This window comes from Amycolatopsis cihanbeyliensis (genome assembly GCF_006715045.1).
GTDB classification, from domain to species: Bacteria; Actinomycetota; Actinomycetes; order Mycobacteriales; family Pseudonocardiaceae; genus Amycolatopsis; species Amycolatopsis cihanbeyliensis.
Genome location: NZ_VFML01000001.1, coordinates 4,043,191 through 4,057,127 on the forward strand (window position 1 = coordinate 4,043,191; position 13,937 = coordinate 4,057,127).

A 13,937-nucleotide genomic window follows, 5' to 3' on the forward strand; every position below is an offset into this window, starting at 1 on the left:
AAAACAAATGATCATCGTTAGTGTTTGGCGTGGTGAACTGTGAGCTCGGGAACGATGACCGTTCGGCTAGCTGGCTCCGCCGAGGAGTTGCGCCGCCTCGCGGCTTGGTTGCGAGACGAGGACGACCTTCGTGGACGGGTTCGCCTTCAGCAGCGGCCGACCGAGCCAGGAGAGATGGGGAGTCTGGCTGATGTCCTGGTGGTGGTGTTGGCCAGTGGTGGTGTTGTCAATACGACCGTGAAGTCCGTGTTCGCCTGGTTGCGGCATCGCCGCGACGCGCAGCAGGTCTCACTTATCGTGCGGTGTGGCGACACAGGTGAGGAATTGGACCTCCAGTGCGGTTCGGCTAACGACGCCGAGCAACTCGTGGATCGAGCCACCCGGTTTCTCGACCGTCGGGCGTGAGCATGTCGAACCTTCCCGACCCGAATCTCTCGCGTGGCGTGTTGATCGGAACGAGCGACTTCGAACGGTCCGACCGACTAGGCAACCTGCCCGCGGTGCGCAACAACCTGACAGAGCTGAACCGGATACTGACCGATTCGAGCGGTGGGATTCTCACTTGGGAAACCTGCGATGTCGTGGACAGTCCCGACTCGCCGAACAGCTTCATGACACGGCTGCGGAGGGCGGCGAACCAGGCCGAGGATCTCCTGCTCGTCTACTACTCCGGGCACGGGGTTCGGCACGAGACCAAGGACATCCTCTATCTCACCGTTCGCACCACCGACCCCGAGACTCCGGCAGGAAGCGCCATACCGTTCGAGTGGGTCAAAGAGGTGATCGAACAGAGTCCGGCCAGAACACGGTTGCTGATCCTGGACTGCTGCTACTCGGGTATGGCGCTCGGTGCGATGTCGGCCGGAACCATCGACGGCCGGGCGATCGAGGTGGCGGGTACCTCGGTCATTACCTCCTCGCCGAGCAATACGGTTTCGCACTCCCCGCCAGGTGAGCGGTACACCGCGTTCAGCGCCGAGCTCATCCGGCTGCTCGCAGAAGGCCCGCGGGTGCCAGGGGAAACGCTTACGGTGGATGAACTCTTCAGGTCATTGCGAGCCGGTATGGCCAATCGTGAGCTTCCGCTGCCGAAGATGATGGCTGGTGACACCAGTAGTGGCCTGCTGTTGCGGAACGTTCGTTCGGCCGAACCGGTACATGAACCGCAGGTTCGAGTGCGCCCGCGCGCCCCGATGACACACCCCGGACCGGAACGGCCCGCCGAGCCTTCCCGACAGCCGTTCGCACTACCCCACCCGAGCGAGGGCCCGAGGGCCGAGCGCGAGCCCGACACGGCGCCGAGGGTTCGGTCGTCACATGTCGTCAAGGCGGTGGCTTCGTGGCCCCTGTGGGCAGGTTTCATCATTGGTACGAGCATGGGCGTCGGTGGTGTCGTCGGCGCCGGCTTCGGCAGCCCAGCGCCGGGAGTCAGTTCGGCGAAGGACCTGACGTTGGCCATCCCGATGTTGCTTGTCGGTTCGCTGTGTGGATTCCTGATCCGGCGTCAGTGGAAACGATTCCAGCAGAAGTCCGGCCGCACGCCACGTCTGGGTGACTTGCACGCCGGATTCGGTGCCAAGCTCGAACGGCTCGAAACACTGACCCTCGGCGGCGTACTCGGCCTCCTCGTCGTCGTCTTCATCGTGGGTCTGTTCAGCGAAGTGCCGCCCTCGGATGAGACTGGCACCGGACTCTCGATCAAAATGGCCGGTTTGGTGTTCCTGGCGCATCTCATCGCCGGGTGCTGGTACGGCCTGCACCGCCGTTACCGATCGCGGGATCTCGACCAGTGAGCCGTTCGAAGGCGCGGGCGAGGGCGAGCAGCTCCCGGGTGTCGGCCTCCATCCCGGCCGCGGCAGGGGCCGCGATCACCGAGGTCTCGGCGAGCTGCTCACCCCGCGAGCTGCGGGTGAGGGCGTCGCGTACGAGCTCGGCCTGCCGGGCATGGGGCAACCCGGCATCCACCGGTTCGGCCAGGTACGGGCTCAGGCACACCAGGCCGTCCCGGCACTCGATGACCCGCCGGTAGTACCGCAACCGCATCTGCCGCAGGCGCAGCGCCTCGCGCAGCGGGCTCTCCGGCGGGAACAGCGGGATGTTGGGGAACGCCGCGCAGACCGCCAGCCACAGCGGGCGCAACTGCCGGTAGTGCCGCCGCAGCTCGAACCAGATGTGCGCCTTCACGATGCCGGTGCGCACGCCCGGGTAGCCGATGCCGAGGAAGAACGCGACGATCCCGATCGCCATCACCGGCGGGGTCCAGGTGGCCGTGCCCGGCGGCAGGTCGAGGTCGAACGCGAGGCGCCCCGAGGTGGACAGTACCCGCGGCAGGTGCACCCCGAGGCAGTTCACGGCCAGCCCGGCGGCCGCCACCCGCAGGCTCAGCCGGGCGCGCGAGCGGGTGTGCTCGGCGGCGACCCAGGACAGGTGGCTGCCGCGGGCCGTCGCGTAGCTCATGTACAGGTTGCCGACCAGGTAGAAGGCCAGCGCACCCGGCCGTCCCTCCACCTCACCGTAGGCCGCGCCGCGCGCATCCGGGCCGCCGGCGGCGAACGCGGCGATCAGGCCCGCGGTGGCCAGCAGGGCCAGCGGCACCTCAACGGCCCCGCGGGAACCCGTGGTCGCCGGCGACACCACCGAATGCAGCAGGGTGATCAGCAAGGCGAAGAAGAACGTGAGCACCACGTTCTGGATCAGCTTCGGGGACTGGCTGGGGAACAACCCGGACAGCGCCGGGACGTTCGCGGCCAGCTGCGCCGAAAGCGCGATGAACACCAGCACCGTGCAGGCGGTGACCACGAGCAGGCCCCGGTCCCGCGGGGCGCGCACGAGTTGGGACAGCTTCCATCCTGCCGCGATCCCGGCCGCGGCCCACACCAGGATGCTGAGCGTGGCGAGCATCTACAGCCAGCCCTGGTGGTCGTCGAACGCGCCGCGCAGCCGCCGGGCGGCTTCGGTGTCCCGGTCCGGGGTGAAGTCCAGCCGCTCCAGCAGGGTGGCCCACTCCTTGATCACCGTCGCCACCATCTCCGCCTCCCGCTCGAAGGCGGGGCCGTACCCGTCCCGGCGCAGTGCCCGGCGCACCGAGTCCGGGGAAAGGTCGGGGAACAGCTGGCTCCACACCTCGCGATCGTTCTCGTCCCCACCGTGCCCGCTGATGATGTGCCCGACCTCGTGCAGGATGATGTGTTCCTGGTGGGCGGCGGTGGTGTCCCGCTGGTACAGGATGTGGTCGGTGCTCGCGGTGGCGATCCACAGCCCGAACACCCCGGGAGCCGGGAGCGGGTAGGGCATCAGCTTGATCGGCCGGTTCCGACGCCGCGCCAGTCGATCACACAGCACCCGCACGTCCAGCGGGGCCGCCAGGTCCAGCTCGCGCAGGAGTTGCTTCACGCCGCGCCGCAGTTGCAGCTCGTTGCGCCAGCTGCCGCGCTCGGTCACCGCACCCGGTCTCCCGCGAACAGCCTCCGTAGCTGCGCCGCGATGGCCAGCGGATGATCCGGTAGGGCGTTGTGCCCGCCGGGCAATTCGACCAGCTCGCGGCCCAACTCCCCGGCGAGCCGCTCGGCGCAGCGGTACTCCCACTGCCCCCTGGACTCCGCGCCGCCGGTGGGCACGATCCGCACCGGTTCCGGCACGGCCGCGATCCGCGCCGCGTCCAGGGCGCAGCCGCGCACCGCGGGGAAGTCCACGGCGAAGAAGTGGCGCAGGTTCGTGTCCAGGTCGCCGACCGGCGGTGGCGGCTGCGCCCCCGGTTCGGCCGAGCCGCCGGCCGCGCCGGTCAACGCGGCCATCTCCCGCACGGCCGCCCGGACGTCGGTGCGGCCCAGCTCGGCGACCCGGTCGAGCGCGGCCTCCCGCTCGGCGTCGGCGACCACGGTCGCCATCGGCGGCTCGTGTGCCACCAGCGTGCCGACCCGGTCGGGGTGATCCACGGCCAGTTGCAGGCCGACCAGCGCGCCGATGCTGGCGCCCACCACGTGCGCGGGCCCGGCCGCCAGCTCCGCCAGCAGCACGCTCGCGTCGGCGGCGTGCCGGGAGAGCGTAACCGGCGGCGCCCCCTGCCGCACCGTGCTGCGGGAAAGGCCACGGCGGTCGTAGGAGATCACCAGGTAGTGCTCGGCCAGCACATCGGCGAGTTGCGCGGTGGTGCCCGCCTCGCCGAGCGCGCCCTGCACGAGCAGCACCGGATCGCCGGCGCCCCGCGCCTCGTAGTAGAGTTCCCCGCCCTCGACCGGGACGGTTCCCTGCCGTGGCCACACGCTAGCCACCGATGATGCCGCCGCTGTCGGTGCTGGTCGCGGTCGACCCGTCGTGCTCACCGATGATGATGGTGACCGTCTGGTCCTTGTCGATCTTCGTGCCGGACTCCGGGATGGTGTTGGTCACCCTGCCCGCCTGGTCCGAGTCGGAGACCTCCTCGGTCTGCTTGTTGATGTCGCCGTTCCAGCCCCGCTCGGTCAGCGCGGCCCGTGCCTGGCTCTCGGTCATCCCGGTCAGGTCGGGCATCTCGATCTGCTGCTCCGAGCCGTTGGACACGTCCAGCTCGACCAGGGTGTTCTCCGGCTGCGACCCCGCGTTCGGCTTCTGCCCGACCACCTGGCCCTCGGGTTTGTCCGAGTCCACATCATTGCGCTTGACCCGGAACCCGGCCGCGGTCAGCCCGGCCCGTGCCTCCTCGTAGGAACGGCCGGTGTAGTCGACCACCTCGATCATGTTTGGGGTCTTCCCGATCGTGATCGACACCTCGGTGCCCGGATCGAGGGTGACGCCGGGAGCCGGGTCCTGGCTCTGCACCAGGCCGTACTCATCCGAACTGTCCACCTCGACCTCTTCGACCTCGCCCAGCAGGAAGCCCTTGTCCTTCAGTGCTTGCTCGGCTTCGTCCCTGGTCTTCCCCTTCAGCTCCGGGACCTCGGTCGCCTCCGGCCGGGTGCCGATACTCAGCGTGACCTGGTCGCTGACCGGGATGCGGGTCTCGGCGGGCGGGGTGGTCTCCACCACCCGATCGACCTGGTCGGAGGTGCAGGCCGCCTCCTCGTCCGGCACCGGGCTGCACACCACCCGTTTCGTCTCCACCTTGGTGAAGCCCTGGCTGCGCAACAGGTCCCTGGCCTGCTGCTCGTTCTGCCCGATCACGCTCGGCACCGGCTTCACCTCGGCGTCCACGTTGAACGCGCCGGCGAGCCAGGCGATGAACGCGATCAGGCCGAGCCCGAGCACCACGGCCAGGGCGAGCATGATGTTGCGCCGCTTGCGCCTGCGCCGCTCCTCGTCCGGGTCGTAGGGATCCGAGTCGTAGTCGTCGTAGGCATCGGCCTGCGAGTTGCCCGCGCCCATCACCTGGGTGCGGTCCTCATCGCTCATCACCATCGGTGCCGAGGGGCGCTGCCCGGACAGGGTGCGCACGAGGTCCGAGCGCATCTCGGCGGCCGACTGGTAGCGGTTGGCCGGACCCTTGGCCAGCGCCTTGAGCACCACCGCGTCGAGCTCGGGGGACACCGCGGGGTTGATCGCCGAGGGAGCCTGCGGGTCCTCCCGCACATGCTGGTAGGCCACCGCGACCGGGGAGTCGCCTGTGAACGGCGGTTCCCCGGTGACCAGCTCGTACAGCACGCAGCCCGCCGCGTAGACATCGCTGCGGGCGTCCACCGACTCGCCCCGCGCCTGCTCCGGCGAAAGGTACTGGGCGGTGCCGATCACGGCCGCGGTCTGCGTCATCGCGGCCTGGCCGTCGTGCACGGCGCGGGCGATGCCGAAGTCCATCACCTTGACCGCGCCGCTGCGGGTGATCATCACGTTGGCCGGCTTCACGTCCCGGTGCACGATCCCGTGCCGGTGTGAGAAGTCCAGCGCCGCGCTGACGTCGGCCATGACCTCCATGGCCCGCTTCTGCGACATCGGGCCCTCGGTCTTGACGATGTCCCGCAGCGTCCGGCCCTCGACGTACTCCATCACGATGTACGGCAGCGGGCCGTACTCGGTGTTCGCCTCGCCGGTGTCGTACACGGCGACGATCGCCGGGTGGTTCAGCGCGGCCGCGTTCTGCGCCTCCCGGCGGAACCGCTCCTGGAACTGGGGATCCCGCGCCAGGTCGGCACGCAGGATCTTGACGGCAACCTCGCGGCCGAGCCGGACGTCATGCCCGTGGTGGACCTCGGACATGCCGCCGTAGCCGAGCGTGTCGCCCAGTTCATAGCGATTGGAGAGCAGTCTGGGTGCGCTCATCGATCTGTGCCGTCCCGTTCCGTCCAAGATGTGCCCATCATGCCTTGTGTGCCTGCGTTGCCCGGTTCACGTTGTCCCGTGTCCCACCAGTTGCCCTGACCCGCGGTGGGGTTGGTCTCGTTCTCGCCGGGGTAGTGACCGTCGTCGGGTTCCGGTGCGCCACCGCCCGGTTGGGCAGGCCGCTCGGGACCGTCCGTCGGGGCCTGCTCCGAGGTGGTCGTGCCGGCCGGGGTGCCGCCTTCCCGGTTGTCCCGCAGCAGCATGGGCAGCACGAGTGCCAGCGCGACGATCAACACCACGATGATCACCGCGAGCAGCACCCATACGCCTGCGTGTGTCCGCCGGCGTTGCGGTGGCACCGGCATCGGGTTGACCCCGCTGTGCGGCGTTGGCACGGGCTGCATCGCCGGGTGCGACGAGGGCCCTACCGGCGCCATCGGGGTCGAGGCCATGGTAGGCGCGGGCTGGTAGGCCGCGTTCATCAGGCCACTGGGTGCGGGCAGCGGGTGACCCGCCCGCACCGCGGCCACCGCGTTCGCGAACTCGCCGCCACTGTTGTAGCGCTGCCGGGGGTCCTTGACCAGGGTCGCCTCGATCACCGCGCGGGCGTGCGGCGGGACATCCGGTGGCAACGGCGGTGGCAGGTCCCTGATATGCATCATCGCCACCGTCACCGCGTTCTCGGAGAGGAACGGCCGGTGCCCGACCAGGCATTCGTACCCGCACACGGCCAGGGAGTACACATCGCTTGCCGGTTCGGCGTCGTGGCCCAGCGCCTGCTCGGGCGCGATGTAGTGCGCCGTGCCCATCACCATCCCGGACCGGGTCACCGGTGCCGCGTCCGCGGCCTTGGCGATGCCGAAGTCGGTGAGCTTCACCTGCCCGGTCTGGGTGACCAGGATGTTGCCCGGCTTGACGTCCCGGTGCACCAGGCCGCGCTCGTGCGCCGCCTGCAGCGCGTGCCCCGCCTGCTCGAGGACATCCAGCGTCCGCTCGGCGGTGATCCGGCCCTCCCGGGCGAGGATGCCGGCCAACGGTTCGCCTTCCACCAGCTCCATCACGAGGTAGGCGATCGAGTGCTCACCTGCCACCGTCTCGCCGTAGTCGTGCACGGCGGCGACGCCGTGGTGGTTCAGTGAAGCCGTGGTGCGCGCCTCGGTTCGGAACCGGTGCAGGAACTCCGCGTCCCCGGACAGCTCGGCCTTCAGCACCTTCACCGCGACCGTGCGATCCAGCCGGGTGTCGCCCGCCTCCCAGACCTCGCCCATCCCGCCGACTGCGATCCGGTTGGTCAGCCGGTAGCGCTCGGCGAGCAACTGCCCCGAGGAGAGCATCGGCTACCCACCCCCGACCGCGGCGTTGATCGTGGCCCTGCCGATCGAGGCGGCCACGCTGCCACCGGTCGCGGCCAGTCCCCGGTCACCGCCGGACTCGACGATCACCGCGACCGCGATCTGCGGGTCGTCGGCCGGGGCGAACGCGGTGTACCAGGCGTGCGGCGGGGTCTGCTTCTCGTTGACGCCATGTTCCGCCGTGCCGGTCTTGGAGGCGATCTCCAGGCCCGACCGCTTGCCGCCACCCTTGGTGTTGTCCTCCGAGGCCAGCATCATGTCCTTCAGCACCTCGGCGTTCGCCGCCGAGAGCGCGGGGTCGCCGGTGAGCTCCTCCGGGGTGAACTCCTCCATCGGCGTGAGGTCGGGCGCCAGCAACGCCTTCACCAGCTGCGGCTTCATCGTCACGCCGCCGTTGGCGACCGTGGCCGAGAGCAGGGCGTCCTGCAGCGGGGTGAGCCGTACGTCCCGCTGGCCGATGCCGCTCTGGTACAGCTTGGCCGAGCTGGAGAGGTCGCCGAGGCCGGAAGCGGCCACCGGCATCGGGACGGAAAGGTCCTGCTGGCCGATGCCGAAGTTGGTCGCCGTCTCGCGCAGCTTGTCCGCGCCGAGCTGGTCGGCCAGCTCGGCGAAGGCCGTGTTGCAGGAGTACGCCAGGGCGTCCTTCAGCGTGCCGCCGGGGCAGGGCTGGTGGGCGAAGTTCTCCAGGTCGGTGTTCGAGGTGCCGGGCAGTTGCACGTTCGCGGCCCTGGTCACCGGGGTGTCCGGCCCCGCCCCGTTCTCCAGCGCCGCGGCGGTGGTGACCAGCTTGAAGGTCGAACCTGGCGGGTAGGTCTCGCGGATCGCCCGGTTCAGCATCGGCTTGTCGCCGTTCTTGTCGGTCAGCTCGGCCCAGGCGCTCCGGACCTCCTTGCTGTTGTGCGTGGCGAGCCGGTTCGGGTCGTAGGAGGGGGTGGAGACCATCGCCAGGATGTCGCCGGTCTTCGGGTCCAGCGCGACCACGGAGCCGTGGAAGCCCTTGCCCGTCATCGCCTTGTACGCGGCCTCCTGCACGGAGGGGCGCATGGTCAGCTGCACGTTGCCGCCGCGCGGATCCCGCCCGGTGACCATGTCGGACAGCCTGCGCACCAGCAGCCGCGGGTCCGAACCGTTCAGCACCTCGTCCATGGCCAGCTCGATGCCGGTCGCGCCGTAGATGATCGAGTAGTACCCGGTGACCGGCGCGTACATCGGGCCGTTCGGGTAGGTGCGGGTGAACTGGTACTTGTCGTTCGCGGGTTCGACCCCGGCCAGCACCTGCCCGTTCTCCGCGGCGACGATCTGGCCGCGCTGCCGGGAGTACTCCTCCAGCAGCACCCGCTGGTTGCGGCCGTCGGTGCGGTAGTCGTCCGCCTTGACGAACTGCACGTACGTGGTGTTGACGAGCAGCAGCGCCACCATCGCCAGCATGGCGACGCCGACCTTGCGCAGCGGAGTGTTCACTGGCCTCTCCCCTCGCCAGGACCGCCCATGCCCTCGGGGCGCTGCACCATCACGGTGTGCGCCTCGGCCAGCGGTGCCTGCTGCTGTGGCCGCGGCTTGCTCGGCGCGGCCGGGCGGCGCGCCGCATCGGAGATCCGCAGCAGCAGCGCGATCAGAATGTAGTTGGCCAGCAGCGAGGAACCGCCGCGGGAAAGGAAGGGCGTGGTGACACCGGTCATCGGGATCAGCTTGGTGACCCCGCCGACGATCACGAACAGCTGCATCACGATCGCGAAGGACAGCCCGCCGCCGAGCAACTTGCCGAAGGTGTCCCGTACCGCCAGCGCGCTACGCATCCCGCGCATGGCGAGCAGCAAGTACAGCAGCAGGATCGCGGACAGCCCGATCAGGCCGAGTTCCTCACCCAGCGCCGCGGTGATGAAGTCGGTGTTGGCCGCGGGCACCATCTCCGGCCTGCCCGATCCCAGCCCGGTGCCGCCCATGCCGCCGGTGCCGAGGCCGAAGAGGCCCTGCGCGATCTGGTAGCCGCCGCCGGGGTCGTCGTAGGTCGACAGCGGGTCGAGCCAGTTCGCCACCCGCTGCTGGACGTGGCCGAACAGGTTGTACGCGATGATCCCGCCCACGGCGAACATGCCGAGGCCGACCACCACCCAGATGACGCGTTCGGTGGCCACGTACAGCATCACCAGCACGATCCCGAAGAACAGCAGCGCCGTGCCGAGATCCTTCTCGAACACCAGGATGCCGAGGCAGGCCATCGCCGCGATCAGGATCGGGCCGAGGTCCCGTGCCCGCGGCAGCTCCACGCCGAGAACCCGCTTGCCCGCCACGGTGAACAGGTCCCGCTTGGACACGAGGAACGAGGCGAAGAAGATCATCAGTGCGATCTTGGCGAACTCGCCGGGCTGGATGGAGAAGAAGCCGAACTTCAGCCAGACCTTCGCGCCGTTCACCTCGGACAGCGACCGGGGCAGCACCGCGGGCAGGGACAGCGCGACGATTCCGACCAGGCCCAGGGTGTAGGCGTAGCGGGTGAGCGTGCGGTGATCGGAGATCAGGATCAGCACGGCGAGGAACAGGGCCAGCGAGATGACCGTCCACAACACCTGCTTCGGTGCGTCCGGGGTGAACGGTTCCCCGGTCTGCTGCGCCTGCTCCGCGAGGGCGAGGTCGATCCGGTAGATCATCACCAGGCCCATGCCGTTCAGCAGGGCCACGCAGGGCAGGATCAGCGGGTCCGCGTACGGTGCCCAGCGCCGCACCGCGAGGTGCGCCACGCTGAAGATGCCGAGATAGGCCGCGCCGTACCAGAAGATCGACCAGGTGAGCTCCTGCTCCTGGTTCGCCTCGACCAGCACGAACGCGCAGGTCACGATGAAGGCGGCGAACGCGAGCAGGGCCAGTTCCGTGCCCCGCCGGGTCGGGAGTTCACGCGGCGGGTTGGTGGAGAACTGGCCGAGCTGTGGATCCGCGGCAGGCTGGCTCATCAGCCACCACCTGACGCGGGCCGTGGGCGGCAGTCCACCCCCGGCTGCCCACCTTGCCCAGGTTGTGCGGTTTCCTCCGTGGGCTGCTCGGCCCCGCCGACCACGCCGCCCCCGGTGTCCCCGGTGTCCCCGGTGTCTCCTTGGTTCTCCGCGGGAGGGTCGCAGTAGTCGAGCACGTTGTTGCGCCGCAAGGTGTCGATGTACTTGCGCGCGTCCGCGAGGCTCTCCCGCTTGACGCCGTTCACGATCGCGCCGCGGGCGTCCTGTTGCAGGTCCGGGATGCGCAGCTCGTCGCACAGTCGCGCCTGCGGGGCGCAGGAGCCCTCCGCCATCCGGTGCAGGTCGATGCCCAGGATGCTGCCCGGAACACCCTGGAAGATCACGACCTCCTGGTCGGGGCCCTCGCCGACGTAGTACTGGCGCAGCACGAAGTAGCGGGTGGCGATGGCGGCGGCGGCGAGCAGGATGACGGTGAGCCCCAGAATCACCAGCATCCGTACCCACCTACGCCGTTTGGCTTTTGGGTCCGGCTCCGGCTCCTCCTGCTCGATCCGTTGTGGGGGAGGGGAAGGGTCGAGCGCGCGGGCCCGTGCGGCCGGGGAGTCGCCCTGGTGGTGCTCGTCGCTGCCGTCACCGGCGGCGCCACCGACGATCGGCGCGTCCTCACCGAAGTCCACGTCCACCACGTCGGCGACGATCACCGTGACGTTGTCCGTGCCGCCGCCCTTCAGCGCCAGCTCGATCATCCGGTCCGCGCAGTCCTGCGGGTCCGTGATCCGAATGGCGTCGGCCAGGGTCTCGTCGCTGACCATCCCGGACAACCCGTCCGAGCACAGCAGGTAGCGGTCCCCCGCGCGGGCCTCGCGCACGGTCAGGCTCGGCTCCACCTCGTGCCCGGTGAGCGCCTTGAGCAGCAAGGAACGCTGCGGATGGACCGCGGCCTCCTCCTCGGTGATCCGGCCCTGGTCGAGCAACTCCTTGACGAAGCTGTCGTCCCTGGTGATCTGGGTGAGCTGCCCGCCGCGGAGCAGGTAGGCGCGCGAGTCGCCGACGTGCACCAGGCCCAGCCGGGTGCCGGAGAACAGCACCGCGGTGAGGGTGGTACCCATACCGTCGAGATCGGGGTCGCCCGCGACCAGTTCGGAGATCGCGGCGTTGCCGTGCGCCACGGCGTCGCGTAGTTGGGACAGCAGGTCGTCGCCGGGCTCGTCGTCGTCGAGCGGGGCCAGCGAGGCGATGACCACCTTGCTGGCCACCTCACCGGCGGCGTGGCCGCCCATGCCGTCGGCGACCGCGAGCAGCCGGGGACCCGCGTACACCGAGTCCTGGTTGCTGGAACGCACCAGGCCACGGTCGCTGCGGGCCGCGTAACGAAGGACGAGAGTCATGGGCGAAGCTCGATCACCGTCTTGCCGATCCGGATGGGGACGCCGAGCGGTACTCGGAGGGGTGCTGTGACCTTAGCCCGGTCGAGGTAGGTCCCGTTCGTCGAGCCCAGGTCTTCGACATACCAGTCCTCGCCACGCAGGGAAAGGCGGGCGTGCCGGGTGGAAGCGTAGTCGTCGTCCAGCACCAAGGTGGAGTCATCCGCACGGCCGATCAGAATTGGCCTGCCGTCCAGCGCGATCCGGGTTCCGGACAGCGCGCCGTGCGTGACGACCAGCTGCCGCGGCAGCTTGCCGCTGCGCGGTTTCTTCTTGTCCTTACCGCGCCGGAAACCCGGCACATTGACGCGCAGCCCGGAGGCCGCGTAAAGGTCCGAGCGGACGACGCGCAACGCGGCCAGCACGAAAAGCCAGAGCAGGACGAGGAAACCTACCCTGGATAGTTGAACGACCAGCTCTGGCACCTGTTGTGTCCGCTCCCGCCTACTCGCGCCGATCCCGCGGCTGTGTGGTTTCCGGGCAAGGGTGAACCCCGCCGCGGCTCCCCCCGCGTGGTGGCCATTATGCGGGAAGCCCGTGCCGGAGCTGTGCCCAGGCAGCCGGAAACACACCCCAACCGGAGATTCGGTGCTGGTCAGCCCTGCGTACGGAACACGAGGGAGGAGTGCCCGACCCGAATCACGTCGCCATCGGCAAGCTGCCACGTCTGCACCGGAGTGCCGTTCACCGTGGTGCCGTTGGTCGAGCCGATGTCGGCGAGGGTCGCGCTCTGCCCGTCCCAGGTGATCTCCAGGTGCCGCCGGGACACGCCGGTGTCCGGCAGCCGGAAGTCCGCGTCCTGCCCCCTGCCGACCACGTTGCCGCCCTGCTTCAGCGAGTAGGTGCGGTTCGAACCGTCGTCGAGCTGCAGGCTCGCGGCGAGCTGCCGGTTGCCCTGCATCGGCGGCGGCGGAGCGGGCGGGGCGTAACCCTGCTGGCCGTACGGGTCCTGCGGCGGTGGGGGAGGCGGCGCCTGCGCGGGGTACCCACCGGGTGGGCTGGGCGGCGGGGCGCCGGGCGGGACACCGGGAGCCCCCGGTGGCGGCGGAGGCGGCTGGCCGTAGCCCTGGTCGTACCCGGGAGGGGGTGGGGGCTGGCCGTAGCCCTGGTCGTATCCCGGCGGCTGCCCGTAGCCGGGGTCATACCCGCCGGGAGGGGTACCGGGAACGCCTGGAGCACCGGGAGCGCCGTAGCCCTGGTCGTATCCCGGCGGTTGGCCGTACTGGTCGTACCCGGGTTGGCCGTACTGGTCATATCCGGCCGGTTGGCCGTACTGGTCGTACCCGACCGGCTGACCGTACTGGTCATACCCGACCGGTTGGCCGTACTGGTCATATCCGCCCGGCTGGCCGTAGCCCTGGTCGTACCCGGGTCCCTGCTGTCCGTAGCCGTACTGGCCCTGCCCGTACGGGTCACCCTGGTCGTATTGGCCGTAGCCGGGTGGCTGGCTCATTGGTCGGTCTCCTGCGTCGCTGGTTCGTGCTGACCGTACCGAGGACTCGGCGTCCTCTGCCGAGACGTCCGGGTCGACGGTCGAGCGGGTCCTGAACTGTCCAGTATGCAGCGCCTCGTTGCGCTCTAGCGAAACTACGACGTCACCATAGGTGTCCCAACCGTGCTCGGCGAGGTGTTCGGCCACCGCGTTCGCGAGCACCCGGGTGACCCGCTGGGCATCGCCGGCCATGCGGTCGTGATCGGCCGAGCCCAAGGACACGATGTAGTGATTCGGGGCGAGCTGCCGGCCACCCGCCAGCTCCCGAACGTTGTCCTCACTCTCACGCTCCAGCGCCTGCGCCACTTCCTGCGTGACGACGTTGCCACCGAACATCCGCGCGAAGGTGTTGCCGACGATGCCCTCCAGGCGCCGGTCAAAGCGCTGTACGCGGCCCACCGCGGCAACTCCTTCTCCCCACACGTGTGCTTACGCAATAGATCGTATCTGGGTATGGCCGGTTCGACACCGGGGCCGGTAAAACCCGCCGAGC

Annotated in this window: 12 protein-coding genes; 2 read left to right on the forward strand and 10 right to left on the reverse strand. The window is 69.6% G+C overall.

Annotation, left to right across the window (positions count from 1 at the left end; translation table 11 throughout):
* Nucleotides 1-39 precede the first annotated feature (39 nt).
* Together FB471_RS18330 and FB471_RS18335 are read left to right on the forward strand one after the other, a co-directional pair.
* Nucleotides 40-405 carry an effector-associated constant component EACC1 gene (locus FB471_RS18330; RefSeq protein WP_141999674.1) on the forward strand — a complete coding sequence of 122 codons (366 nt, stop codon included), beginning with the start codon at nucleotides 40-42 and terminating at the stop codon, nucleotides 403-405.
* Between the two features lie 2 nt (nucleotides 406-407).
* Complete coding sequence (locus FB471_RS18335) at nucleotides 408-1,793, forward strand: caspase family protein (protein WP_246076728.1); 1,386 nt, start codon at nucleotides 408-410, stop codon at nucleotides 1,791-1,793.
* On the opposite strand, the gene FB471_RS18340 is transcribed toward FB471_RS18335, so the two are convergent.
* From FB471_RS18340 to FB471_RS18385, 10 genes are all read right to left on the reverse strand, one after another.
* Nucleotides 1,732-2,901 carry an MAB_1171c family putative transporter gene (locus FB471_RS18340; protein ID WP_141999676.1) on the reverse strand — a complete coding sequence of 390 codons (1,170 nt, stop codon included), beginning with the start codon at nucleotides 2,899-2,901 and terminating at the stop codon, nucleotides 1,732-1,734. The two genes, FB471_RS18335 and FB471_RS18340, sit on opposite strands and share 62 nt — an antisense overlap.
* Complete coding sequence (locus tag FB471_RS18345; RefSeq protein ID WP_141999677.1) at nucleotides 2,902-3,441, reverse strand: hypothetical protein; 540 nt, start codon at nucleotides 3,439-3,441, stop codon at nucleotides 2,902-2,904.
* Entirely contained in the window at nucleotides 3,438-4,271 is an 834-nt protein-coding gene (locus tag FB471_RS18350; RefSeq protein ID WP_141999678.1) for an alpha/beta fold hydrolase, read from the reverse strand. The genes FB471_RS18345 and FB471_RS18350 overlap by 4 nt, the downstream gene beginning before the upstream one ends.
* Entirely contained in the window at nucleotides 4,264-6,228 is a 1,965-nt protein-coding gene (gene pknB, locus FB471_RS18355) for a Stk1 family PASTA domain-containing Ser/Thr kinase (RefSeq protein WP_141999679.1), read from the reverse strand. Before pknB ends, FB471_RS18350 begins: the two co-directional genes overlap by 8 nt.
* A complete protein-coding gene (locus FB471_RS18360; protein ID WP_141999680.1) occupies nucleotides 6,225-7,562 on the reverse strand; it encodes a protein kinase domain-containing protein in 1,338 nt (445 codons plus the stop codon). Before FB471_RS18360 ends, pknB begins: the two co-directional genes overlap by 4 nt.
* A 3-nt stretch (nucleotides 7,563-7,565) precedes the next feature.
* A complete protein-coding gene (locus FB471_RS18365; RefSeq protein WP_141999681.1) occupies nucleotides 7,566-9,041 on the reverse strand; it encodes a peptidoglycan D,D-transpeptidase FtsI family protein in 1,476 nt (491 codons plus the stop codon).
* Nucleotides 9,038-10,528: an FtsW/RodA/SpoVE family cell cycle protein gene (locus FB471_RS18370; protein WP_141999682.1), complete on the reverse strand. Its 1,491-nt coding sequence runs from the start codon at nucleotides 10,526-10,528 to the stop codon at nucleotides 9,038-9,040. The genes FB471_RS18365 and FB471_RS18370 overlap by 4 nt, the downstream gene beginning before the upstream one ends.
* Nucleotides 10,528-11,916 (reverse strand): PP2C family protein-serine/threonine phosphatase, encoded by a 1,389-nt coding sequence (locus FB471_RS18375; RefSeq protein WP_141999683.1) that lies wholly within the window; start codon nucleotides 11,914-11,916, stop codon nucleotides 10,528-10,530. The genes FB471_RS18370 and FB471_RS18375 overlap by 1 nt, the downstream gene beginning before the upstream one ends.
* On the reverse strand, nucleotides 11,913-12,377 hold the full coding sequence (locus FB471_RS18380) for an FHA domain-containing protein FhaB/FipA (protein WP_141999684.1): 465 nt from the start codon (nucleotides 12,375-12,377) through the stop codon (nucleotides 11,913-11,915). Before FB471_RS18380 ends, FB471_RS18375 begins: the two co-directional genes overlap by 4 nt.
* A gap of 170 nt (nucleotides 12,378-12,547) precedes the next feature.
* Nucleotides 12,548-13,843, reverse strand: coding sequence for an FHA domain-containing protein (locus tag FB471_RS18385; RefSeq protein ID WP_141999685.1), 1,296 nt, complete (start codon nucleotides 13,841-13,843; stop codon nucleotides 12,548-12,550).
* Nucleotides 13,844-13,937: the final 94 nt, after the last annotated feature.

Coding starts and splice junctions, on each gene's coding strand:
- FB471_RS18375 (WP_141999683.1), bottom strand. CDS start 11,916: ATGACTCTCGTCCTTCGTTACGCGGCCCGCAGCGACCGTGGCCTGGTG.
- FB471_RS18340 (WP_141999676.1), bottom strand. CDS start 2,901: ATGCTCGCCACGCTCAGCATCCTGGTGTGGGCCGCGGCCGGGATCGCG.
- FB471_RS18360 (WP_141999680.1), bottom strand. CDS start 7,562: ATGCTCTCCTCGGGGCAGTTGCTCGCCGAGCGCTACCGGCTGACCAAC.
- FB471_RS18370 (WP_141999682.1), bottom strand. CDS start 10,528: ATGAGCCAGCCTGCCGCGGATCCACAGCTCGGCCAGTTCTCCACCAAC.
- FB471_RS18335 (WP_246076728.1), top strand. CDS start 408: ATGTCGAACCTTCCCGACCCGAATCTCTCGCGTGGCGTGTTGATCGGA.
- pknB (WP_141999679.1), bottom strand. CDS start 6,228: ATGAGCGCACCCAGACTGCTCTCCAATCGCTATGAACTGGGCGACACG.